22 protein-coding genes, 1 tRNA gene and 1 pseudogene are annotated in these 23,296 nt (G+C 62.7%); 19 read left to right on the top strand and 5 right to left on the bottom strand.

All coding sequences use genetic code 11. The features are described from left to right. Window position 1 precedes the first annotated feature (1 nt). The 3 genes and pseudogenes from argC to EB235_RS24145 all read left to right on the top strand — a co-directional run bounded on the left by argC (window position 2) and on the right by EB235_RS24145 (window position 2,171). Window positions 2–928: an N-acetyl-gamma-glutamyl-phosphate reductase gene (argC, locus tag EB235_RS24135; protein ID WP_027028573.1), complete on the top strand. Its 927-nt coding sequence runs from the start codon at window positions 2–4 to the stop codon at window positions 926–928. After that, window positions 928–1,768, top strand: a pseudogene (locus EB235_RS24140) (aminoglycoside phosphotransferase family protein). The gene argC and the pseudogene EB235_RS24140 overlap by 1 nt, the downstream one beginning before the upstream one ends. A gap of 79 nt (window positions 1,769–1,847) precedes the next feature. Next, entirely contained in the window at window positions 1,848–2,171 is a 324-nt protein-coding gene (locus tag EB235_RS24145; protein ID WP_032925317.1) for a hypothetical protein, read from the top strand. Between the two features lie 18 nt (window positions 2,172–2,189). On the opposite strand, the gene EB235_RS24150 is transcribed toward EB235_RS24145, so the two are convergent. Next, entirely contained in the window at window positions 2,190–3,284 is a 1,095-nt protein-coding gene (locus tag EB235_RS24150; protein WP_027028570.1) for a COX15/CtaA family protein, read from the bottom strand. Window positions 3,285–3,436: 152 nt separating this feature from the next. On the opposite strand from EB235_RS24150, the gene EB235_RS24155 reads away from it, so the two are divergent. Beyond that, window positions 3,437–3,652 (top strand): DUF2842 domain-containing protein, encoded by a 216-nt coding sequence (locus EB235_RS24155; protein ID WP_027028569.1) that lies wholly within the window; start codon window positions 3,437–3,439, stop codon window positions 3,650–3,652. Between the two features lie 107 nt (window positions 3,653–3,759). Beyond that, window positions 3,760–4,164, top strand: a complete 405-nt coding sequence (locus EB235_RS24160; protein WP_027028568.1) for a hypothetical protein — start codon at window positions 3,760–3,762, stop codon at window positions 4,162–4,164. A 42-nt stretch (window positions 4,165–4,206) separates the two neighbouring features. On the opposite strand, the gene EB235_RS24165 is transcribed toward EB235_RS24160, so the two are convergent. Next, the gene (locus EB235_RS24165) at window positions 4,207–5,265 is read right to left on the bottom strand and encodes a polysaccharide deacetylase family protein (protein ID WP_027028567.1); all 1,059 of its coding nucleotides are present in this window, start codon (window positions 5,263–5,265) and stop codon (window positions 4,207–4,209) included. Window positions 5,266–5,356: 91 nt separating this feature from the next. Between EB235_RS24165 and EB235_RS24170 the strand changes: the two genes are divergently transcribed. Next, entirely contained in the window at window positions 5,357–6,586 is a 1,230-nt protein-coding gene (locus EB235_RS24170; RefSeq protein ID WP_027028566.1) for a GNAT family N-acetyltransferase, read from the top strand. On the opposite strand, the gene EB235_RS24175 is transcribed toward EB235_RS24170, so the two are convergent. After that, the gene (locus EB235_RS24175) at window positions 6,587–7,300 is read right to left on the bottom strand and encodes a GntR family transcriptional regulator (protein ID WP_027028565.1); all 714 of its coding nucleotides are present in this window, start codon (window positions 7,298–7,300) and stop codon (window positions 6,587–6,589) included. A gap of 263 nt (window positions 7,301–7,563) precedes the next feature. Here EB235_RS24175 and EB235_RS24180 point away from each other — a divergent pair, with 263 nt between their 5' ends. The 6 genes from EB235_RS24180 to EB235_RS24205 all read left to right on the top strand — a co-directional run bounded on the left by EB235_RS24180 (window position 7,564) and on the right by EB235_RS24205 (window position 13,317). After that, a complete protein-coding gene (locus EB235_RS24180) occupies window positions 7,564–8,652 on the top strand; it encodes an ABC transporter ATP-binding protein (RefSeq protein ID WP_027028564.1) in 1,089 nt (362 codons plus the stop codon). 34 nt (window positions 8,653–8,686) lie between these two features. Beyond that, window positions 8,687–9,976: an ABC transporter substrate-binding protein gene (locus EB235_RS24185; RefSeq protein ID WP_027028563.1), complete on the top strand. Its 1,290-nt coding sequence runs from the start codon at window positions 8,687–8,689 to the stop codon at window positions 9,974–9,976. A gap of 87 nt (window positions 9,977–10,063) precedes the next feature. Further along, window positions 10,064–10,975 (top strand): ABC transporter permease, encoded by a 912-nt coding sequence (locus EB235_RS24190; RefSeq protein ID WP_027028562.1) that lies wholly within the window; start codon window positions 10,064–10,066, stop codon window positions 10,973–10,975. A 1-nt stretch (window position 10,976) separates the two neighbouring features. Beyond that, window positions 10,977–11,795, top strand: coding sequence for an ABC transporter permease (locus tag EB235_RS24195; RefSeq protein WP_027028561.1), 819 nt, complete (start codon window positions 10,977–10,979; stop codon window positions 11,793–11,795). 2 nt (window positions 11,796–11,797) lie between these two features. Next, window positions 11,798–12,544, top strand: coding sequence for an aspartate/glutamate racemase family protein (locus tag EB235_RS24200; RefSeq protein ID WP_032926172.1), 747 nt, complete (start codon window positions 11,798–11,800; stop codon window positions 12,542–12,544). Between the two features lie 5 nt (window positions 12,545–12,549). Further along, complete coding sequence (locus EB235_RS24205) at window positions 12,550–13,317, top strand: GNAT family N-acetyltransferase (RefSeq protein WP_348626871.1); 768 nt, start codon at window positions 12,550–12,552, stop codon at window positions 13,315–13,317. 93 nt (window positions 13,318–13,410) lie between these two features. Here the strand turns inward: EB235_RS24205 and EB235_RS24210 are convergent, their stop codons facing one another. Continuing rightward, window positions 13,411–15,732 (bottom strand): GumC family protein, encoded by a 2,322-nt coding sequence (locus EB235_RS24210; protein ID WP_027028559.1) that lies wholly within the window; start codon window positions 15,730–15,732, stop codon window positions 13,411–13,413. 258 nt (window positions 15,733–15,990) lie between these two features. Between EB235_RS24210 and EB235_RS24215 the strand changes: the two genes are divergently transcribed. The 5 genes from EB235_RS24215 (at window position 15,991) to EB235_RS24235 (ending at window position 20,708) form a co-directional block, all read left to right on the top strand. Then, the gene (locus EB235_RS24215; RefSeq protein WP_027028558.1) at window positions 15,991–16,554 is read left to right on the top strand and encodes a polysaccharide biosynthesis/export family protein; all 564 of its coding nucleotides are present in this window, start codon (window positions 15,991–15,993) and stop codon (window positions 16,552–16,554) included. 10 nt (window positions 16,555–16,564) lie between these two features. Next, on the top strand, window positions 16,565–17,695 hold the full coding sequence (locus tag EB235_RS24220) for a glycosyltransferase (protein WP_027028557.1): 1,131 nt from the start codon (window positions 16,565–16,567) through the stop codon (window positions 17,693–17,695). 90 nt (window positions 17,696–17,785) lie between these two features. Then, a complete protein-coding gene (locus EB235_RS24225; protein ID WP_027028556.1) occupies window positions 17,786–19,321 on the top strand; it encodes an undecaprenyl-phosphate glucose phosphotransferase in 1,536 nt (511 codons plus the stop codon). Further along, window positions 19,318–20,577 (top strand): O-antigen ligase family protein, encoded by a 1,260-nt coding sequence (locus tag EB235_RS24230; RefSeq protein WP_027028555.1) that lies wholly within the window; start codon window positions 19,318–19,320, stop codon window positions 20,575–20,577. The genes EB235_RS24225 and EB235_RS24230 overlap by 4 nt, the downstream gene beginning before the upstream one ends. A gap of 54 nt (window positions 20,578–20,631) precedes the next feature. After that, window positions 20,632–20,708, top strand: a tRNA-Pro gene (locus EB235_RS24235). A gap of 494 nt (window positions 20,709–21,202) precedes the next feature. On the opposite strand, the gene EB235_RS24240 is transcribed toward EB235_RS24235, so the two are convergent. After that, window positions 21,203–21,490 carry a hypothetical protein gene (locus EB235_RS24240; protein ID WP_027028554.1) on the bottom strand — a complete coding sequence of 96 codons (288 nt, stop codon included), beginning with the start codon at window positions 21,488–21,490 and terminating at the stop codon, window positions 21,203–21,205. A 267-nt stretch (window positions 21,491–21,757) separates the two neighbouring features. Here EB235_RS24240 and EB235_RS24245 point away from each other — a divergent pair, with 267 nt between their 5' ends. Both EB235_RS24245 and EB235_RS24250 read left to right on the top strand, forming a co-directional pair. Further along, window positions 21,758–22,063, top strand: a complete 306-nt coding sequence (locus tag EB235_RS24245; RefSeq protein ID WP_027028553.1) for a hypothetical protein — start codon at window positions 21,758–21,760, stop codon at window positions 22,061–22,063. Between the two features lie 97 nt (window positions 22,064–22,160). After that, complete coding sequence (locus EB235_RS24250) at window positions 22,161–22,865, top strand: DUF6602 domain-containing protein (RefSeq protein WP_155256226.1); 705 nt, start codon at window positions 22,161–22,163, stop codon at window positions 22,863–22,865. Window positions 22,866–23,296: the final 431 nt, after the last annotated feature.

The following is a 23,296-nucleotide window of genomic DNA, read 5'->3' on the forward strand; positions in this document are numbered from 1 at the left end:
CATGAAACCGAAAATCTTCATCGATGGCGAGCACGGCACCACCGGTCTCCAAATCCGGGCGCTGCTTGCCGAGCGTGGCGACCTGGAGATCATTTCGATTCCGACCGAGCGCCGCAAGGAAACCGCGGCGCGCGCCGAATTCCTCAATGCCGCCGATGTCGCGATCCTGTGCCTGCCGGATGATGCGGCAAAGGAGAGTGTCTCGCTGATCGCCAACGACACCACCAGGGTCATCGATGCATCGACCGCGCATCGTGTCGCCGAAGGCTGGGCCTATGGCTTCGCCGAAATGGACAAGGATCAGGCGCAGGCGATCGCCTCGGCCAAGCGCGTCGCCAACCCCGGCTGCTGGCCGCAGGGACCGATCGCAACGCTGCGGCCACTGGTCAGCGCCGGACTGCTGCCGGCCGATTTCCCGATCACCGTCAACGGCATTTCGGGCTATTCGGGCGGCGGACGCCCGATGATCGAGGACTATGTCGCCAAGGGCGAGGACGCCTCGGAGTTCCTGCCCTATGGCCTCAGCCTGCAGCACAAGCACGTGCCGGAACTGCGGGCCTATGCGAAGCTGTCGCATGATCCGATCATGCAGCCGGCGGTCGGCAATTTCGCGCAAGGCATGATCACCGTGGTGCCGCTGCAGCTCGGCGGCCTCGACCGCGTGCCGACGGGTGCGGAGCTTCATGCGGCCATTGCCGACCATTTCGCCGCGATCAAGGGCGGTGTGGTCGAGGTGGCCCCCTACGCCCATCTGGAGCGGATGCCGGAGATCGATCCCGAGATCTACAACGGCACCAACCGGATGAAGGTCTATGTCTTCGCCAACGACAAACGCGCGCAGGCGCTGCTTTTGGCGGTCTACGACAATCTCGGCAAGGGTGCCTCGGGTGCAGCCGTCCAGAACATGGACCTGATGCTCGGGCTTTGATGGACGCACCAGCCTTCCCGGCGCGCTGGAAAGTCAGCGCGCCCGAACTCATTGCCGAAACCTTTTCGAGCCGCATCTGGAAGGTTGTTCGCCAAGATGGCTCGCCGGCCGTCGTCAAGGCGCTCAAGCCGTTCGACGATGTCGCCGACGAGTTGCGCGGCGAGCATTTCCTGGCTTGGCGGCGCGGCTCAGGCGCGGTGCGCCTGCTTGGCCGCGACGGCCACTCCATGCTGCTCGAATATGCCGGCGACACCCTGCTTTCGCGGGTTCTCGACGAACAGGGCGACAACGCCGCGACCACGATCGCGGCGGAGGTGATGGCGCGACTGTTTTTCACCCGGGAAAGACCCCTACCCGCCCGAGCTTCAGCCGCTGAGGGAGCGATACGTCAGCCTGTTCAGGAATGCCGCGACCGATCGCGATGCCGGCCATGCCAGCCTCTATGTCGAGGCCGCAGCCATCGCCGATCGGCTGCTGGACGATCCGCACGACACCAGGCCGCTGCATGGCGACCTCCACCATGACAACATCCTGCATGGGCCGCGCGGCTGGCTGGTGATCGATCCGAAGGGCGTGCTCGGCGATCCCGGCTTCGACGCCGCCAACATGTTCTACAATCCGCTCGATCGTGACCAACTCTGCCTCGATCCCCTGCGGATCGCGCATATGGCCGAAATCTTTGGCAGGACGCTTGGGCAGTCGCCGGCAGCGATACTGGACCATGCCATCGCCTATGGCTGCCTGTCCGCGGCCTGGCACCAAGAGGACGACAACGCGGTCGAGGAAAACCGCGAATTGTCGATCGCCATGGCGATCCGAACGGTGCGGGCCAGCTTCTGATCAAGCAAGGCTATTGGTAAACACTTATTTACCATGTTGGACTACTGAGGTGTCTTGGCTCCCACTCCAAGGATTCGTCATGGTCAGCGCAATCTCGGGCTCCTCCTCCGCAGCCCAGTATTCCTCCTCCAGTTCGTCGAGCAGTGCAGCCCAAGAGGCCGCGCTCGAAAAGCAGATCCAGGACCTCGAAGACCAGGCCAAGGCGATCAAGGATCAGGTTCAAGCGGCCCAGATTCAGCAGGATATCGCAACGGCCCAGGCCAAGCTCGACGCGCTCAGGGCCGCCGACGCCGACAAGGCGGCCAAGGCTGCCCAGAGCCAGTCAACGCCATCCGCCGCCGCTGTGCGCCAGGCGGAATTCGACGGCCAGAAAACCACGCAGTCCAACGAATTCTGGATGTGACGGACCGATCGCTCGAAATCAACTCCTGAGCGCGATTTCCTGCGGCAAGCGGTAAGCCCCCTTGGTGCCGCGCCAGTGCGCGGCGGCAAAGCCCAGCACGATCAGCGCAAAACCCTGGTGGGTGAGCGCCATGTGCAGCGGCACATGCATCAGCAGCGTGCCGATGCCGATCGAGGCCTGCACCAGCACGAGCAGAAACAACAGCGTCGCGCGGCGGGCATGGGTTGATCCCGGCAGGCGGATCCGTGTCGCGATCATGTGCCAGAGCGCGACGGCGAAGACCGTATAAGCGCCGAGCCTATGGACGAACTGCACCGTCTTCGGGCTCTCGAAGAAGTTGCGCCATGCCGGCTCGAGGATCAGCAGATCGCCGGGGATGATCTTGCCGTCCATCAGTGGCCAGGTGTTGTAGCTAAGGCCCGCATCAAGCCCCGCGACCAGGCCGCCGAGATAGATCTGGACCAGCGCCAGCAGCACGATGAAGCCGGCCAGCCTCTGCGTCGAGCGATCTGCCGCCGGCTCGGAATGTGGCGCCAGCCCACGCGCGACGACCATGGTGGCGGTGAAGATCAGCGCCGCCAGCGTCAGGTGCGTCGCCAGCCGGTACTGGCTGACCGACACACGGTCGACGAGGCCGGAAGCCACCATCCACCAGCCGATGGCGCCCTGCAGGCCGCCGAGAAGCAGAATGCCGACCAGCTTTGGCCCGAGGCCGCGCTCGATGCGGCGTGTTGCCCACAAAACCAGCAGCGGCAAGGCAAAGACCAGGCCAACGCTGCGCGCCAGGATACGGTGTGCCCACTCCCACCAGAAGATCGACTTGAACGCCTCGACGCTCATGCCCTTGTTGAGTTCGGTGTATTGCGGAATCTGCTGGTAGCGCTGGAATTCCTCCTGCCACTCGGCGTCGCTGAGCGGCGGGATGACGCCATGGATCGGCTGCCACTCGGTGATTGACAGGCCGGATTCGGTAAGCCGCGTGGCGCCGCCGACCAGCACCAGCGCAAACAGCACCAGAAGCACGACATAAAGCCAGCCGCGCACGAGCGCGCGGTTGTGCAGGTCGCGGTCGAGGGCAACGTATGGCGCAGCGGCGGCTGAGATGGCAGCCATGATCTTGTCCCGGCAGGTTGAGGTTGCGGATAGGTGAACCATCGCACTGGTGCTGGCAAGACCATCCGACGCGGCACGCCGTCGCGCCTGATGTCGCGGGTTGCGTGCGTCCTGCGTTCGGCCTAAGCGGTAGCGATCAACGAGGCCAAGCCATGCCCATTCGCCTGAAAAAGCTGATCGGAATGTTCCTTCTGGTGGCGCTGGTCATCATCTATGCGCTGGTCGCATCGATCTTCGCTGTCGCGCGGCTGTCGGAATCGGGCGCGTTGGTGCAATTCCTGTTCTTCCTGTTCAGCGGCCTGCTGTGGGTGCTGCCGGCAATGGGCATCATCAAGTGGCTGATGCTAGAGCCGCGGGTGAAGCGCTGAAACGGGTTGGGTCGGTTCGCACCGGCCCCCGCGTCAAAAACGCGAATGTGATTCATCGACCTGCGAACAAGAGGCTATCCTGACGGCGCTTACCTGGGGAGGCCGGCATGCTGAAAGGGATGTTCGCGGGGCTGCTTTTTCTGCTCGTTTCACTCACCGCGTCGATCGCGGCAGCTGAAACCATGAACGTATCGGACGACCATGGCGGCAGCGTCGCCGCCTACAGCCAGCGCTGGAAAGCGTTGGCAGCACGCGGCGTCAATGTGCGCATTGTCGGCAAATGCCAGTCCGCCTGCACGGTGCTGCTTGGCTATATCCCGCGCAGCCGCATATGCGTGATGCCGGCGGCGAGCTTCGGTTTCCACCTCGCCCACCGCACCGACATGACCGGCGTGCTGTGGAACGCTTACGCATCCGACATCCGGGGCTGGATCAACGCGCATGGCGGGTTGACGGCAGATCTCAAATGGATGGGCGCACCGGATACCTACCGCTACTTTCACAAATGCTGATGTTTCGCCCAGTAGACCCTTGATGCCGGGTCAGACGGCTCGTCAGATGGTCACGACCATCTTGCCGGCATTGGCGAGCGGCGTCGTCACGCCCGACAGCATGGTGCGGATATGGGCGAGGCTCTGGTAGCGGCCATTGACCGAAATGCGCGGCAAGGCATGCAGGAAGCCGGCATGCTCGGCGCGCAGCACGCCATGGCGGGTCGTCACGGCGGAGACATAGCCGGCGTCGCGGGCAAAGCCGACTTCGCGGCAGCCGACGGCGCTGGCATAGCCATAGGGATAGGCGAAATGGCTGGGTTTCATGCCGAGCTCGGCCTGCAACATGTCCTTTACGGCGCCGATCTCGTGCCGCGCATCGGTTTCGGAAAGCCGCTTCAGATTGCTGTGGTTGACCGTATGGGCGCCGATCGTCACCAGCGGATGGGCGGCGACAGTGCGAAGCTCATCCCAGTTCATCAGTGTGCGCAGACGCGAAGCGTCCGCGTCGACGCCGTTTGAACTGGCAAGATCGCGCAGCACGCTCCGCAGGTCTTCCTCGCGAACCTCGGTGGCGAGGTAGGCGTGCAGCCGGGCTATGGCCTGGTGCTTCCTGGCTGGGGTCGCGCAATCGATCACTGTCGGACCGTTGGAGGTCGGCAAGGTCAGGCGATTGCACGCATTGACGATGTCCTCGGCCACGTCCCACCACAGGTCGGCGGTGCCATCGATCAGCCCGGGAGCGACATAGATGGTGATCGGCGCGCGGTGCTTTTCCAGCACCGGCAACGCCTCGGTCATGTTGTCGCGATAGGCATCGTCGGCGGTGATGGTGGCGAACCGGCCGCCCTTGCCGCCTGCCTTGATGCGCTCCACGGCTTCGTCCATCGACACGAAGGCATAGCCGCCGGCCTTCATGTCGGCGATCACCGCGTCGAGGAAGCCGGGCGCGATGTTGAGGTGCCGATTGACGCTGTCAGGCTTTTCGGGTGTCGCCGTCACGCGGTGCAGCATCAGGATGGCGCCGATGCCGCCGACAAACGGCCTGGCCAGCGGTGCGAGGCCGGTATAACGCGCGAAATTGAGCGCCAGTTTCCGGATTGCCTCCCCACCGTCGATCATTCATTCACCTTTTGCGCCTAGGCTGATCCAAGCACGGAACACGCCTGAGCGCTCCCCCAAATCGGGATCAATACGCCTTAAGGATTGAGGTATGGTTGACGCAATGGCGTCATTTGACGGCAATCGGCTCATGGCGACCGAGGCTTCGCGACGCGCCCTGCCCGGGGATGCCGAGGGGCTGTCCGTTTCCGTTGCCGGAGCCGAAGGGCTCGCAGCCTATGCGGGGTTCTGCCGCTCGGCGCTCTTTGCACCGGCGCAGGGCGCGATATGGATCCTTAACTGGGCCGCGCAGGTCAAGCCGGATCTGCTCGTGGCGACGCTCACGATCGAAGGCAAGGCGGTCTTCGCGCTGGCTCTTGAGGTCGTCAGCCGCGGCCCGCTCCAGGTCGCCCGTTTCATGGGCGACCGCCACGCCAATGGCAATTTCGCCGCAGCCGACCCGCAATGGCTGGCCAGGGCTGACGTCACGGCCGTCCGCTCGATGTTTGCGGCCATCGCCAAGGCGCGCCCCGACATCGACGTCATCGCGCTGGAACGATTGCTGCCCGATCTCGACGGCGTCGCCAATCCGCTCGAATCGCTCGATCACTTCGCCAGCCCCAATCTTTCGCTGGCCGTCGACCTTGCCGGTGGCTTCGATGCGCTTCTGCTGCGCGCCAGCGGCAAGCGCAAACGCAAGAAACATCGTTCGCAGACGCGCAAGTTCGAGGCGGTCGGCAGCCACCGGCGCATCGAGGCGCGCACCTCCGAAGAGGTGGACAGGCTGCTCGACGCGTTCTTCGAGATGAAGGAACTTCGCTTCCGCAAGATGGGCATTGCCAATGTCTTCGGTGACGACCAGACACGCGCCTTCTTCCGGGCGCTGTTCACGCAAGCCCTGACCGAGGACAAGCCCCCTTTCGTGCTGCACGGGCTGGAGGTCGCCGGCAAGCTGCGCGCCATCACCGGGTCAAGCCGCTCCGGGCAACGCCTGATCTGCGAGTTCGGAGCGATCGCCGAGGATGATCTGGGCCACACCAGTCCCGGCGATTTCCTGTTCTTCGACAACATCCAGGAAGCCTGCGAGACCGGTTTTTCGGTCTATGATTTCTCTGTCGGCGACGAACCCTACAAGCGGCAGTGGTGCGATATCGAAACCCGGCATTTCGAGGTTCTGGTCCCGCTGACGCTGAAGGGCCGCGCGCTGGCGCTGACGCTTCGCCAGGGTGCGCGGCTGAAAGCCTTCGTCAAGAACAGCCCAACGATCTGGAAGCTGACCAAGATGTTGCGCCGCAAGGCAGTTGGGCAGGCTGCGCCCGCTGCCACGGACGACGAAAACTAGTCAGAAGTTGAGAGCTTCCCTGAGTGCCGGGCCGGCCCTGACACGAAGATCGAGATCGGCCTCGATATGGTCGATGTGGTGCAGCATCAGCCGGCTCGCCCGCTCGCAATCGCTGCTCTCCAGCGCGCCGACAATTTCCGTGTGCTCGCTATGCCCGCAGGCTGAAACGCCAGACCGCCCGTATAGCGCGATGACCAGCGACGAGCGCGCCACCAGCTCCTCCATGAAGCGTTGCAGGATGGCGTTGCCGGCGACCGAAGCGAGCAGCAAATGGAAATCGCCCGACGCCTTGATTTCGGAACGCCGCGCGGTCGGGCCGCGCTCGGCGATGAAGCGACCTTCCTCGTCGAGCTGTGCCTTGAACGCCGCGATATCGGCTGCTGTGACCCGCCCGCAGGCTGCAATGGCGATGCCCGGCTCGATCAGCCGGCGCGAAGCGAACACCTGGCGCGCTTCCTCGGGCGACGGGTTGGCGACGAAGGCGCCGCGGTTGCGCTCGGTGCGCACCAGGCCCTCGAAGGACAGCATCTGCAGAGCAGCGCGTGCGACGGTGCGACTGACGTCGAACAGCGTACCGACCTCGCCTTCCGACAGCTTGGTACCCGGCGCCAGCCGGCGGTCGACGATGGCGTCGCGAAGATTGTCGCGGATCGCCTGGGCGCGATCCTGGTTGGCGCTGTCGGTTGCGGAATAGATATGATCGGCAATGTTCATGGCGATGATGTTCCCGCCTCCTTCTAGCGCGACTCGTCCTCTCCGCACGAGAGGCAAAGTGGACACGAAACCAAAAAAGATTGCATACGATTCTTGTGCAGATCGCCAACAATCGCCCATAATTTGTGCAACGCACAAGACAGCTCGCTGCGTAAGCAACAGGCAAGAATCCTGATTTTTCTGACAATTCAATCGGTTGGCCCGACACATCCCATTTGGCACGCATGATGCTTTGGTTAACGCGACCAAACGGGGAAGCCTGAATGTCCAAAGCCGCCGAGATCGACATCGTGTCCGTTTCGAAAGTCTATGGAACGACGACCGCCGTCGAGGACATCAGCCTGAAGATACCGGCGGGCACCTATTGCTGTCTGCTAGGCCCTTCCGGCTGCGGCAAGACCTCGACGCTACGCATGATCGCCGGCCACGAAAGCATTTCGTCGGGTGATGTCCGGCTCGGCAACACCGTCGTCACCGACCTGCCGCCGGCCAAGCGCGGCACGGCGATGATGTTCCAGTCCTACGCGCTGTTCCCGCATCTCGACCTCATCGACAATGTCGCCTTCAGCCTGAAGATGAAGGGCGTCGACAAGGAACAGCGCCGCGCCAAGGCGCTCGACATGCTGAAGCTGATGCAGATGGAAGCCTATGCGACGCGCCGGCCCGCGCAGCTTTCCGGCGGCCAGCAGCAGCGCGTGGCGCTGGCCCGCGCGCTGATTACCGATCCCGAAGCGCTGCTGCTCGACGAACCGCTGTCGGCGCTCGACCCGTTCCTGAAGATACGCATGCGTGCCGAGCTGAAGAAGCTGCAGACCTCGCTCGGCATCACCTTCGTCCACGTCACCCACAGCCAGGAGGAGGCCATGGCCTTGGCGGACCTGATCGTGGTGATGAATGACGGCCGCATCGAACAGGCAGCACCGCCGCGCGACGTGTTCGAACGGCCGGCCACAGCCTTTGTCGCGCGCTTCATGGGCGACCACAATGTCATTTCCGGGCGGGTCACCGGCAGCCAGGACGGCATGGTCGTCTTCGACGTCAATGGCGGTGGCTCGCTCGCCGCCTGCGGGCAAGGCCAGGAGCCGGGTACGCCGATCGACATTGCCATCCGCACCGACCATGTGCGCATCGGCCAGGCGCCCTCGCCCGGCCTCGGCTTCACCGGCATCGTCTCCAACATCGAATATCGCGGCGCCACGGTGAAGCTGTCGGTTACCGGCGCCGGCATCGACGACTTCACCGTCATCATCGACGATTCCGACTTCTTCGCCAGACCCGTCGCCCTTGGCGACGCCGTACCGCTCGCCTGGGATGCCGAGGATGCGATCGTCCTCGGCCGCCTTCATTCATGACTTCAACGAAGCAAAACAAGACAGGGGAATAGGCATGACAAAAACCACCGAAACGAAGACAGGTATCTCGCGCCGCTCGCTGCTCAAGACAGGTGCCGCCGCCGTCGGCTTTGCCGCCGGCTCGGGCGTCATATCAGGCTTCCCGACCATATGGGCGCAGTCCAACATCACGCTGCGCCAGTTCGGCACCGGCGTGTCGAACCTCAACGCCATCGCCGACAAGTGCAAGGCCGACCTTGGCATCACGCTGGAGATGACGGCGACCGATTCCGACGCCGCCGCCCAGCGCGCCGTGACCCAGCCAGACAGCTACGACATCGCCGACATCGAATACTGGATCTGCAAGAAGGTGTTCCCGAGCGGCGTGCTGCAGCCGATGGATGTCAGCAAGCTGAAATATTACGACGAGCTGGTGCCGCTGTTCAAAACCGGCAAGCTGACGCCCGACAGCGTCATTGCCCAGGGCACCGCGCCGCACACGGTTGGTTACGTCGAAGCGCAGGATTCAAAGACCTTCGCCAAGGCGCCGACCAACTGGTTCACCATGGTGCCGACCATCTACAACGCCGACACGCTTGGCATCCGCCCCGACCTCGTCGGCCGCGACATCACCACCTGGGCCGACATCATGGATCCGGCCTTCAAGGGCAAGACCGCCATCCTCAACATCCCCTCGATCGGCATCATGGATGCGGCCATGATTATGGAAGCTACTGGCAACATCAAATATGCCGACAAGGGCAACATGACCAAGGACGAGATCGACAAGACGATCGACTTCTTGATCAAGGCCAAGCAGGCCGGCCAGTTCCGCGCCTTCTGGAAATCCTTCGACGAGAGTGTCAATCTGATGGCGTCGGGCGAGGTGGTCATCCAGTCGATGTGGTCGCCCGCGGTCGCCGCCGTGCGTTCAAAGGGCATCGCCTGTCGCTTCCAGCCACTCAAGGAAGGCTACCGCTCGTGGGGCGGCGGCCTCGGCCTTGCAGCCCATCTCAAGGGCGCCGAACTCGACGCGGCCTATGAATACATCAACTGGTACACGTCGGGCTGGGTCGGCGGCTACCTCAACCGCCAAGGCTACTACTCGGCCAACATGGTCTCGGCCAAGAAGTTCATGTCCGAGGACGAGTGGGGCTACTGGATCGAGGGCAAGCCGGCCAAGGGCGAAATCAAGGCGCCCGACGGCACCGTCATGGAAAAGGCCGGCGCCGTGCGCGACGGCGGCTCCTTCGAAGAGCGCATGGGCAAGGTCGCCTGCTGGAACTCGGTCATGGACGAGGATCGCTACATGGTGAAGCGCTGGAACGAGTTCATCGCGGCGTAAGCGAACAAGCGCCGCTCCTCTACCCCTTCTCCCCTTGCGGGAGAAGGGAACGCGGCTCAGGCCGCATCATCAAACCCGAGAGCATTGATGACAGTCGCGCTCGAACGCCCTGCAATCGCCGCCGCGAAACCAGCCCAACGACGCCGCTTCTCGCTCAGCGCCGTCACGCCCTACCTTCAGTCGGCACCTCTGGCGCTGATCCTTGGCGCGTTCCTGCTTTTGCCGATCATCATGATCGTCGTCGTGTCCTTCTGGGATTACGACTTCGCCGCCATGTATCCGGATTTCCTGACCACCAACTATTCCGATGTGCTGGGCTCCTGGGTTACCTGGAAGACCTATCTCAACACCATCAAATTCGCCGTCATCGTCTGGGCGCTGACCTTGTTCATCGGCTTCTGGGTCGCCTATTTCCTTGCCTTCCACATCCGCACCACGGCCATGCAGATGGTGCTGTTCCTGGTCTGCACCGTGCCGTTCCTGACCTCCAACATCATCCGCATGATCTCGTGGATCCCGGTGCTCGGCCGCAACGGCCTGATCAACTCGACGCTGGTGCATCTGGGGCTTGTGCCCAAGCCCATCGAATGGCTGCTCTATTCCGAATTCGCCGTCGTGCTCGCCATGGTGCATCTCTACACGCTGTTCATGGTGACGCCGATCTTCAACACACTGATGCGCATCGACCGCTCGCTGGTCGAGGCCGCGCGGGACGCCGGCGCCTCCGGCTGGCAGGTGCTGTGGAACGTCATCATCCCGCTGGCCAAGCCCGGCATGGCGATCGGCACGATCTTCGTCGTCACGCTGGTGATGGCCGACTTCTCCACCGTGCAGGTGATGTCGGGCGGCCAGAGCGCATCCGTTGCGCTGATGATGAAGAACCAGATGTCGCTGCTGCAATATCCGGCCGCCGCCGCCAACGCCGTGGTGCTGCTGGTTCTGGTGCTGTTGATGGTCGCCGGCATACTGCGCATCGTCGATATCCGCAGGGAGCTTTGAGGTGAGCCACGAAAAACGCACCTTGGAATTCTATGTGTTGGCCGGCTTCTTCGCGCTGTTCGTGCTGTTCCTGTACGGGCCGCTGTCGGCGATCCTGATCCTCTCCTTTCAGGGCGAGACCGGCGGCCTCACCTTCCCACTCAACGGCGTGTCGTTGCACTGGTTCGCCAATCTATTCGAGCGTCAGGCGGTTGGCGATTTCGGCGGCAGCTTCAAGCGCTCGCTGGTCCTGGGCCTGATGGTGATGGTCGTCACCGTCGTGGTGTCACTGCTGGCGGGGCTCGCCTTCCGGCAAAAATTTCGAGGGGCGACGGCTTTGTTCTATCTGGCCGTCGCCAGCCTCGTCGTGCCCTCGATCATCATTTCGCTGGGCATCGGCGTCGTCTTCCAGCAGGTCGGTTTTCGCCCTGCCTGGTACACGTCAGCCTTCGGCGCACACCTGACCTGGACCTTGCCGTTCGGCGTGCTCATCATGTTCGCCGTCTTCAACCGTTTTTCGCCGGCTTACGAGGAAGCAGCCCGCGATCTTGGCGCCAGTTCCTGGCAGACCTTCGCCCATGTCGTCTTGCCGATGATCGCGCCGAGCCTGATCGGCGTCGGCCTGTTCGGCTTCACACTGTCCTATGACGAATTCGCCCGCACGCTGATGACCTCAGGCAGCTTCAACACGCTACCGCTCGAGATCTACGGGATGACCACCAATGTCACGACGCCCGTCCTCTACGCGTTGGGCACAGTGACCACGGTGTTCTCCTTCCTGGTGATCCTGGCGACGCTGGGCGCCATCCTCTATGTCGGCCGCCGACGGGCGAGAGCGTGACCGTGCAGATACTGGTGGTGAACCCCAACACGACGGCGAGCATGACCGAGACGATCGCGGCGGCTGCGCGCGGCGTCGCTGGCGGCTGGACCGAAATCGTCGCCGTCACCTCGTCCATGGGGCCGGCCTCGATCGAGGGCTATTATGACGAGGCACTGGCTGTGCCGGGCCTCTTGATGGAGATCGCCGCCGGCGAGCGGCAGGGCGCTCAAGCCGCCATCATCGCCTGTTTCGACGACACCGGACTGGATGCCGCTCGCGCCATGGCCACCATTCCCGTCCTCGGCATCTGCGAGGCGGCGCTCAGCCTCGCCTCCTTTATCGCCCAGCGCTTCAGCGTCGTCACCACCACCGACCGCTCGCGCGTGCCCGTGGAGGCGCTGGTGCAGCGCTACGGCATGGCTGGGCGCGCCCGGGTGCGCGCCGCCGACATTCCCGTGCTTGCGCTCGACGATCCGGCATCCGGCGCGGTCGAGAAACTGCGCGGCGAAATCGCCCGCGCCATCGAGGAGGACCGCGCCGAGGCTATCGTGCTTGGTTGCGCCGGCATGGCCGATCTTGCCCACCGTCTGCAAGAGGAATTTAGCTTGCCGGTCATCGACGGCGTGGGTGCGGCGGTGAAGCAGGCGGAAGCGTTGATTGCCTTAGGCCTGTCGACCTCCAAGCGCGGCGCCTATGCCAGCCCTCTCGCCAAGCCCTATCGCGGCGTGCTGAAATCCTTCTCGCCCGGGATGATCGCCGCGGAATGAGAGCCATGAAACCGACCCTCCGCACACTGTCGCTGCAGGAACTGAATGTTCTGATCGACTGGGCGGCCGCCGAGGGATGGAACCCTGGCCTCGACGATGCCACCGCCTTCCAGGCTACGGATCCGGAAGGCTTCATCGGCGCGTTTGTCGGCAATGAGATGGTCGCGGCAATCTCGGCTGTCGCCTACGGTCCAGAATTTGGTTTCATCGGCCTTTACATCTGCCGTCCCGACATGCGTGGCAAAGGCTACGGCAAGGCGGTTTGGACTGCCGGCATGAAAAGGCTCGCAGGCCGCACGATAGGGCTCGACGGGGTTGAAGAACAGCAGAGCAACTATCGGCGCAAAGGCTTCCGTCCGATCTATGAGACCATCCGTTACAGCGGGCGCCCGGCAGTACCAGCCGTCAGCGCCGAACGGCTGCGTACGGTTACCACGCAGCTCATTCCCGACATCATCGCCTATGATGCCCATTGCTTTCCCGCGCCCCGGCGCGCGTTCCTGCAGCAGTGGCTGCAGCCGCCACACCATGCGCTGGCGGCAATCACGTCCCAAGGGACTAACGGTTATGCGGTGGCGCGCTTGTGCCGCGATGGCTTCAAGATCGGACCCTTGTTCGCAGACGGCGTGGAGACCGCACTGCACTTGCTTGAAAGCCTGGCGGGTGCCTGCGAGGGCGATCTCAACATCGACGTTCCGGCAACGAAGCTGGATTTCATATCGGCGCTCGGTGCGGCTGGTTTCTCACCGACCTTCACCACCACGCGAATGTGAAAGGGCGGGCGCCGAAGCTCGGCCCCGAGCGGATATTCGGCGTGACGAGCCTGGAACTGGGATAGTACCGAGCGTCGGAGAACAGCAGTTCTATCAGGCCGCGGAGCGCCGCCCGGGACTGCCCGGCGGTTCGTGGCCAAGCGGCGTCACCAGCGTCAGGTCGGGGTAACCGCTCTCGATCAGCTTGACGGCCGCCTGAGTCACCTCATCGTCCGGTTCGAGCATGGATAGGAACACTTCCGTGGCCTCGCCGCCCAGGCGGCTGATGCCTTGCGCATCGGCCGGCCCGCATTCGACCACCACAAGGTCATAGGCGGTGGTCAGCGACTGCATGATGATCGGCAGCCGGTCGGCGGCGCGCATGGCGCGGACCGGATCGGCGGTGCCGACGGGAATGACGTGGCAGTCGGAATAGAGATCGGCATGAATCACGTCGCTGAATTGCGCCTGCGAGGCCAGCAGATCGGTGATGCCGGGGAAAAGCCCGCTGTCCAGCATCGGTCGCGAGGCGGCACCCGAGGCGGTCAGGTCGAGCAGCAGGACGCGCAGGCCGGCATCGGCGACCTCACGCGCCACCAGGACCGCCGACGCGGCGGCCTCGTCGCCTTCGGGCGAGACAAATATGGCGCGCGCCGCCCCACTGGCGATCAGCTTTTCAGCGGCCTTCTCGATGTCGATCTCGCCGAGCACCGAGGGCGTCCGCTGGACTTCTACGACGGGCTCCGGCTCGGCGACTGATACTGCCTCTGGAACCGGCTCGGCCTTGGTCACAGGTCCTGCTGGGGCAACAGGTTCGGCGACGGCAACAGGCTCGGACGCGGCAAGCGGCTGCGGCTGCGGCTGCATCATTTCCGGATCCACAACCGTTTCAGGCCACGGCGCCTCGGTGGCACGATTGGCGAACTCGCTGGCGACGACCGGATCCAGGCGGGCGGATGGCTCCGGAGCAGCCGGCACCTGGTGGGTCGTCAGCGGCATCGCCACTTCGTCGATCGGCGCGAAACGGGCTCCCGTGGCCGGGCGCATGGCGCGGCCCGAGAAGAGCTCCCGCAGCAGCGTGAAGACAGCCGCCAGCAGAAGCGAAGCCGCCGCCGCCGCGCCAACGATCGGGCCGACCTTGGGGAAGTAAGGCTCGGAGGGCACCGAAGCCGGCGAGGAGACGCGGGCGTCGACCGGCACGTAGTTGCGGTCCTTGCGCGAAGCTGCCTCGCGATAGTTGGTCAGATAGAGTTCGAGCTGCTGGCGCTTGGCGGCGGCATCGCGCTGCAGCGCATCGAGATCGACCTGCTGTTCGCCGGCCTGCGCCGACGCTGCCTTCAGCGTGTTGACGTCGGCGACGAGCTGGCTTTCGCGTGCCTTGGCGGCATCGGCCTGCATGACCAGACCCTTCATGACCTTCTGGGCTTCGCTGCGGATCTGCGCGTCGAGATCGGCCAGCTGTGATTTCGCGGCGCGAACGCGCGGATGATTGTCGAGCATCGTCGTCGACAGATCGGCGATGTTGGCGCGCAGCTCGGCCTGGCGTTCGCGCAAACGCTGGATCAGGTCTGACGACAGCACTTCCGGCAGGGAATCCAGCGAGCCGCCATTCTGCAGCGCCTTGCGCATGCTGTCGGCGGTGCCTTCGGCCGCGGCGCGGTTGGCGCGCACCCGCGACAATTCGGTCGACAGTTCGGCCAGCTGCTGCGTCGCCAGAGTGGCATTGTTGCCGCCCATCAGGAGGTCGGACTGGGAGCGGTAAGCCGCGACCTTGGCCTCGGCATCCCTGACCTGCTTCGACAGATCGGCAATCTCGGGCGCCAGAAAGTCCGCGGCGGCGGTGTTCGATTCGCTCTTGGCCGCGCCCTGCCCGGCAATATAGGAAGCGGCAATGGCATCGGGGATGGCGGCGGCGAGCTTTGGATCCTCCGAGGAGAACTCAATGGCAATGATGCGAGTCTTTTCAACGCCGAAGACGTTGAGCTTCTCGCGCATCTTCTTCAGCACACGCTCGTCGGCTGGAACATCCATCGGGTCGTTCTTCAGCCCAAGCAGGATCAGCACGCGGCTCAGCTTGGACATGTTGAGCGTCTCGTCGAACTCAGGCAGCCGCGACAGACCGAGTTTCTGCGCCACCTGCTTGAGGATTTCGTTGGACGAAATGATCTGGACCTGGGTGGCGACCCCCTGCTCGTCGAGGATCGGCTTGTCGCCGTCATTGTTGCTGCCGGCCGGGCGGGTATAGACGGATTCGCGCGGGGCGATTTCCACCTGCGTCTGGGCCTTATAGTGCTTTGTCGCGAATGATGCGAAAGCAAACGCCAGGCCCGTCACGACCAGAGCGAACAGCAGGATGCGCAGCCAGTTCCTCGCCAGGCTGGCGAAGAGCTGCCTGAGGTCGACGTCGACATCTGCGGCCGCGGACTGAACGGACATGCATCCCTACTCCGAAACTGGGTCAGCACGCACCGTAAACAACTATGGTAACCCAGTCGTTAAGATCGCGGTAATATTCCGTTAGGGATTACTGGCGAGCGGCAAACAAACCCGCAAAAAACGACAAAACCATTGCCGGCGTACACCGTATCGGTCGCCTCCTTTACCGGCCATTAACCCTAACAGGATGATAACGGGCCTCGATATCAGATGTTTGCTGCGATGCTGCAGCGGCCAGCCGAAGGTACGTGTCCGGTCATGAAAAGCACTGCTTCTCTCTTTCGCGCGCTGCTTGCCGTATCGGTGCTCGCCGGCTGCTCCAGCTACCGGCCGACCCCGGCAGCCTTCCACGAGGTGCTCGACCAGCCCTACCGTCTCGGCGCTGGCGACCGCATCCGCGTCACCGTATTCGAGCAGGACGGGCTGACCAATACCTACAGCGTCGACCAGTCCGGCTATCTCTCCTTCCCGCTTGTCGGCGCCATACCGGCGCGTGGCCACACCGCACAGCAGATGGAAAAGGAAATTGCCGATAAATTGCGGCAGGGCTATCTGCGCGACCCCGATGTCTCGGTCGAGATCGATCGCTACCGGCCGATCTTCGTCATGGGCGAAGTGGGTGCCGCCGGTCAGTACTCCTACGTGCCCGGCCTGACCGTGCAGAAAGCCATCGCCATTGCCGGCGGCTTCTCGCCACGCGCCAACCAGGAAAGCGTCGACATCACCCGCGACATCAACGGCAAGGTGATGACCGGCCGCGTGGTCACATCCGATCCGCTGCTGCCTGGAGACACCGTCTACGTTCGCGAACGCCTGTTCTGACAGACACCACGTGGCGGACAAGCTCAGGATCGTCCACTGCTTTCGCTCACCCGTCGGAGGAATTTTCCGCCATGTGCGCGACCTGACGGAGGCGCAGGTCGCTGCCGGTCATATGGTCGGCATCGTCTGCGATTCGACCACCGGCGGCGAATTCGAGGAGCGTCTGTTCGCGCAGATGAAGGACATGCTGGCGCTCGGTATCCATCGCACGCCAATGCAGCGCCATGTCGGCCCGGGCGATCTCGCCTCGGCCCGGCGCACGTACAGGATCATCAAGGAATTGCGGCCGGACGTGTTGCATGGGCACGGCGCCAAGGGTGGCGCCTATGCCCGTCTGTTCGGCTCATTGTTGCGGGTATCAAGGTCTCGCGTAGCCCGCCTTTATTCGCCGCATGGCGGCTCTCTCCACTATGACGAGAGCACCGCCACCGGAAAGCTGTTCTTCGCGCTCGAGCGCTTCATGGCACGCTTCACCGACTGCCTGCTGTTCGTCTCGGACTATGAGCGGCGGACCTATCGCAGGAAGGTGGGCGAGCCGCCTATCCCCAACATTCTGGTCTACAACGGACTGCGCGCTACTGAGTTCGAGCCGGTGATCACCAGTACCGATGCGGCGGATCTGCTCTACATCGGCATGATGCGCGACCTGAAGGGGCCCGACATCTTTATCGACGCCCTGGCCGCCGCCGGTCCGCAGCTTGGCCGCGCGCTGAGCGCGGTGATGGTCGGCGACGGCGATGACCTGCCGCGCTACCACGCCCAGGTAGAGCGCCTGGGACTCCAAGGCAACGTCCGCTTCCTGCCGCCAATGCCGGCCAGGGAGGCCTTTGCGCTGGCGGCGCTCGTCGTGGTTCCCTCACGCGCCGAAGCCATGCCCTATATCGTGCTGGAGACGCTGGCCGCGGCGAGACCGATGATCGCCACGTCCGTCGGCGGCATACCGGAGATTTTTGGCTCCGGCTCCCCTGCCTTGATTCGCCCCGATCCGGTCGAACTCGCCGACAAGATGAGTGAGGCGCTTGCCGACCTTGCCGCCTATGGCCGACTGATGCCCGACGCCGCCAGCCTCCGGGCGCGCTTCGGCGCCGACGTCATGGCCGCCGAAATCGAGAAGGCTTATTTCGCCGCGCTGGGCAGGTAGCGCCCAAGCCTTTCCAAAGCCACGCGTTGTTTCAAGGGTTTCTTAGCTCTCTTTTGCTATTCCGTCAGGGGAAGCTTGCGGACAGCCCCCATGAACGAGATCGACCCCGCACACCGCTTTTCACCAGAAGCCGTGCGCAAATTCGAGGCACCGACCGAAGGCGACACGCCCGGCGGCATGAATGACGTTGCCCGACAGGTCGCTTCGCAATACCGACGCGATACGATGTCGCCGATCATGGTCAGCGGTGTGCTGCGCATGGTCGAATTCGCTTTGCTGTTCCTGTCCGGCCTCGGCGTTTATTTCCACTATGTCGGGTTCTTCAATTATCTCGCCTGGCAATATCCGCTGACGATGGCCGCAGCTTCCTTCCTTGCCGTGGTGTTGCTCGACGTCAGCGACTGCTACCAGGTCGTCTCGCTGATGCGGCCCATCGCCAATTTCGGCCGCATCCTGCTGGCCTGGGCCGGAGCCTTCGCGCTGATGGCGTTGACCGCTTTTGCCGTGAAGATGTCGGAAGACTATTCACGCCTTTTGTTCGGCACCTGGTTCGTCGTCGGTTTCGTTCTCCTCTTTAGTCTCAGGCTGGTGATGTCGAAACTCATCCGGCGCTGGGCGCGCGATGGCCGCATGGAACGGCGCGCCGTCATTGTCGGCGGTGGCAAGGCGGCCGAAGTGCTGATCCGCTCGGTCGAAAAGCAGCCCTACAACGATATCCGCATCTGCGGCATCTTCGATGATCGCGGCGACAAGCGCTCGCCGCCGATCGTTGCCGGCTATCCCAAGCTCGGCACGATTTCGGAACTGATCGAATTCGCCCGCATCGCCCGCATCGACATGCTAATCGTGTCGCTGCCGCTGACGGCTGAAATGCGCGTGCTGCAGCTGTTGAAGAAGCTGTGGGTGCTGCCGGTCGATATCCGCTTGTCGGCGCATTCCAACGCGCTGCAGTTTCGCCCACGCGCCTATTCCTTCATCGGCTCGGTGCCGATGCTGGATATTTTCGACAGGCCGATCAACGACTGGGATTCGGTCGCCAAGCGCGCCTTCGATATCATCTTCAGCCTCATCGGCATCGTCGTGTTCTCGCCAGTGATGCTGGCAACCGCCATCGCCATCAAGCTCGACAGCAAGGGACCGGTGCTGTTCAAGCAAAAGCGGCACGGCTTCAACAACGAGATCATCGAGGTCTACAAGTTTCGCTCGATGTACACCGACCGTTCGGATCCGACCGCCAAGCAGACCGTGACCAAGAACGACCCGCGCGTCACCCGCGTCGGCCGCTTTATCCGCAAGACCTCGATCGACGAACTGCCGCAGTTCGTCAATTCGCTGCTGGGCTCGCTGTCGCTGATCGGCCCGCGCCCGCATGCCATCGCCGCGCAGTCGCACAACCTGCTCTACAACGAGGTGGTCGACGGCTATTTCGCGCGCCACAAGGTCAAGCCCGGCGTCACCGGCTGGGCGCAGATCAATGGCTGGCGCGGCGAGATGGACACCAATGAGAAGATCCGCATGCGCACGGAGTACGACCTCTATTACATCGAGAACTGGTCGCTGCTGTTCGATCTCAGAATCCTGTTCCTGACACCGGTCCGGCTGCTCAACACGGAAAACGCCTATTGAGCGCGATTTCCCACGAGTTGCCGTCGGCCGCGGTCAGCGCCAAGCTGATCGCGCTGATTTCGACCAGTGCGGTGGTGGTCGGCATCCTTTTGTCCGGTTTCGTCATCAGCGAGCCGGCGCCTTACGAAATCTACATGGCCGGCCTGATCGTCATCTGGGCACTGTTTGGCCTGAGGATTTCGCGCGCCACAGCACCGCTGCTGGTGCTGCTGGTGACGATGAACATTGGCGGCATGATCTCCATGACGCAGATGGCGGACCTCGCCTTCACGCCGCTCTATCTCTCCGTATCGCTGTTTCTCGCCTTCAGCGCGGTGTTCTTCGCCTCGATCACCGCCACGCAGCCAGGCCTCTACCGGCTGATCTTCAATGCCTATGTCGTCTCGGCGGTGGCGACGTCGCTGCTTGGCATAGCAGGCTATTTCCATGCCTTTCCCGGCGCCGAGATCTTCACCAAATACGATCGCGCCGCCGGCGCCTTCCAGGATCCGAACGTCTTCGGACCTTTTCTGGTGCTGCCCGGCATCTATCTGCTCTATCTGATCCTGACAGGTTCGGTCTCGCGCATGCCGCTGCTGGCGGTGCCGCTGCTTATCATCACATTGGGCATCTTCTTCTCCTTCTCGCGTGGCGCCTGGGGCATGTTCGCCGTTTCGGCCGTGCTGCTCACCGGCTGCCTGTTCCTGCAAAGCGCCAGCGGCAAGTTCCGGCTGCGCGTGGTGATCATGACCATTGCTGCGCTGGCGCTGCTGACGATCGCCATCATCGTCATCTTGCAGCTGCCCGGCGTGTCGGACATGTTCACCCAGCGCGCCCATCTGGAGCAAAGCTACGACACCGCGCGCCTCGGCCGCTTCGCCCGCTACTCGATCGGCTTCCAGATGGCGATGGAGCATCCATTCGGCATCGGGCCGCTGGTCTTCGGCAAGATGTTCGGCGAGGACACGCACGACATCTGGCTGAAGATGCTGATGGACTATGGCTGGCTCGGCTTCGTGTCGTTCCTGACGCTGGTGCTGTGGACCATCGCAGCCGGGTTCCGCATCCTGCTGCGTGACCGGCCATGGCAGCCCTATCTCCTGTGCGCCTATGTCGCCTTCATCGGCAATATCGGGCTCGGCACCTTCATCGACATCGACCACTGGCGCCACATGTATCTGCTGCTCGGCCTGGTATGGGGAGCCATCGCCCTGGAATACCGCCATCAGCGACTGCTGCGGCCGGCATTTCCGAGTGTGTCGGCGATCGCGCGATAAACGCCGAATTTCGGTTGACCCGAACAGGGTTATCACGATACATCGCGACCGGTCCGGAGTGTAGCGCAGCCCGGTAGCGCACTTGACTGGGGGTCAAGGGGTCGTCGGTTCGAATCCGGCCACTCCGACCAATAAGAACAAAGAGTTAGCCATTTCCCCCAGAGGTGGCTATAAAATTTCTAGCCACGTTGTAGCCAGCGAGCCTCGCGAGGCGATTCCGGGAGCAGTCGCTCCAGCAGCCTCGGAACCTTCCCTAGTCCGACAGGTTGAGTCTCGTGACGGCGGAGCATTTGTTTGTCCCTCAACAGCGATGTCGGGCCTCGTAACCCTAATTCGCCGTCACACCCTCACAGACAAACCCCCCGCGCGACGATGCCCGTAAGCCCTTCGCTTAGAGCGGCAATACCCTTGTATGATTGAGGAATGGCGTCGCTGTGGTACTTTTCCATCTGTCGGCCATCTACTCCTCCCAAGCGATGGCGCAAACCAAGCTCACCCCCCGCGAGCTTGAAATCAACCCGCTGCCTTTCCCCTGGGCAGCGGGTTTTTCGTGCTAGCAAGAAAAAGCCCGCCGAAGCGGGCTTCTGTCGTTTGCGATGCGGATCGGTCAGGCGTGGGCCGAGATTCAGCCGCCCATCTTCTTCGCCATTACGCAGAAGTCAGCATGCGACTTGTTGATCGTGGCATCGCCGCAGTCTTTCAACACGGCCTTCTGTTCCTCGGGTTTCATGGCCATCCACGCGGTCTTGAAATCCGCGTCCGACCTTAAGGTTTTCATGCCGGCATCGGTGAAGAACGGCGACATCTTTGCCGGGTCGTCCAGCGCGGACGTTCCGGTGCCGCTGCCAGCGAGGGCCGCACCAGTCGTCATCGCAAGCGCCATCGCGCCCATTGTGAGCATCTTGATGTTCATGGAAGTTTCTCCCAATAAAGGGCTGCCAAAGCGGCAGCTTGTTGCATCAACTTGGCTCTTCGGAAAAAGTTTCTCCGCTTGACGAAAAAGACCCCGAAATGGGATGCGGAATCGGGCAGGTTTCTGGAGCGCTGGGTAACCAGCTAGCTAATTGGCATCGCTGTCGGACGCGCGCTGGCGGGCTGAGGCACTCCCTTCGGGAGCCGGCTTGCTTTGTGCACAACACCCTGCGCAAGTATCCGCCCGGGCACGACTTGGGAGGTGGGAATGCTCCGCATTTTTCTGGCAGTTGCCGCATTTGCTGTATTCTGCGACGGCGCGATAGCAGAAGAACGATCGTGCGAGGCGATCGGGGCGTTGCTTGCTGGAACCGGCAACTGTCAGGATGGAGACGTTGTGAAGATTGGCTCGGTGGATGCCGATGACGTTCCCGAGATGGTACAGACCTATTGCGACTTTGGTTCTCAGATCCTGACGCTGCCTGACAGAGCTATAGCCAGCCAAATAGCGGGACAGCCGCAATACGTGGTGCTCTGCAAATACCATCGTAGACCGGCCGCTCCAAGCAAATGAAACAGCCTCCTCGTAAATACCTATGACCCCCAAGGCTCCGCAGCATCTGACTTACCTCAGCGCGCTCCAACTGATCGCTGATCAGTCGAGGCGAGAGTTGGCGACGCTGATGCCTCACATGGGTGAGCGCGGTCGGATCGCTGAAGAGATCATCCGCAATGTCCTCCAGCGAACGCTACCAAAACGCTTTTCCATCGGGACGGGCGTATTGATCTCGGCGTCAGGCGAGACCAGTTCGCAGACAGACATCGTCATTTTCGACAATTTCCACAATGCGCCGCTGCTCTCCGAGTTCGGCGTCGGCATCTACCCCGTTGAAATTGTCTACGCGACCATTGAGGTGAAGTCGGTTCTCACAAAAAAAGAGTTGAGGGATTCGCTCGGCGCCATACGAAAAATCCGGAACGTAGGCAGCAAGAAGCATTATATCTTCCAAGGCGTCGCCACTGATACAGACGGGAAATTGGTCCCATTCAACGGCCCAATGACGATCACTGTGCCGCCACGTTCATACATTGTCGCATTCGGCCAAAAGGGAATGGGCAAGACCTACGAAGGGTTTTGCCAGACGCTTAGACAGTGCCTCGACGAGCATGACGACCACGTTCACGGTGTTGCAGTGCTGGCAAACGACTGGTTTGCGGCCCGCGTGGCGTTCAAAAGACCGACGATCTTGCTCGGCAAGGATGGCAACGCCCTTTTGAGCCTGTATTCATCGATCCTCAAAGGTCAGCGAAACTTTGCGGTCTACCCGCTGGACTTAGACGCTTATCTCCGCGAGACCAAGGACGACCCGCCGTAGCCCAGCCCCGCGCTAGCCAGCGCTTCTTCACCTTCGGGGTGATCTCCTCGATCCGCGCCTTGTCGCCGATCTCCTTCGCCATCGCCAGCGCTTTGGTCTTGTCCTTGGTGGTAAGCGGTGCGCCAGTGCGGCTTCTCGACGACGCTTACGACGTAGGTTGTTACAGGCGTGTCGGCCATCGGTTCCCCTGGATGCGCCTCCTCTTAGCTCGCTGAGAAAACCCCACGGAAGTCTCAGCGAGCCAGCCGCCCCGGCATGAGGGACACAACAAGGCGACAAATGGTTACACGAGGCCCTTACCCATAAAGTTGCATGGGCTGTGCAGCTTCCGCGATCACACCATATGCAAGGATGGCCTTCGGTATATTAGAATCTGCTTGCGGCGGACCTGATGTCCGCTTGGCCGGCGCCATCCCCAAAGCCCACCCAGC

It is taken from the genome of Mesorhizobium loti R88b (assembly GCF_013170845.1).
Classification (GTDB): Bacteria; Pseudomonadota; Alphaproteobacteria; order Rhizobiales; family Rhizobiaceae; genus Mesorhizobium; species Mesorhizobium loti_B.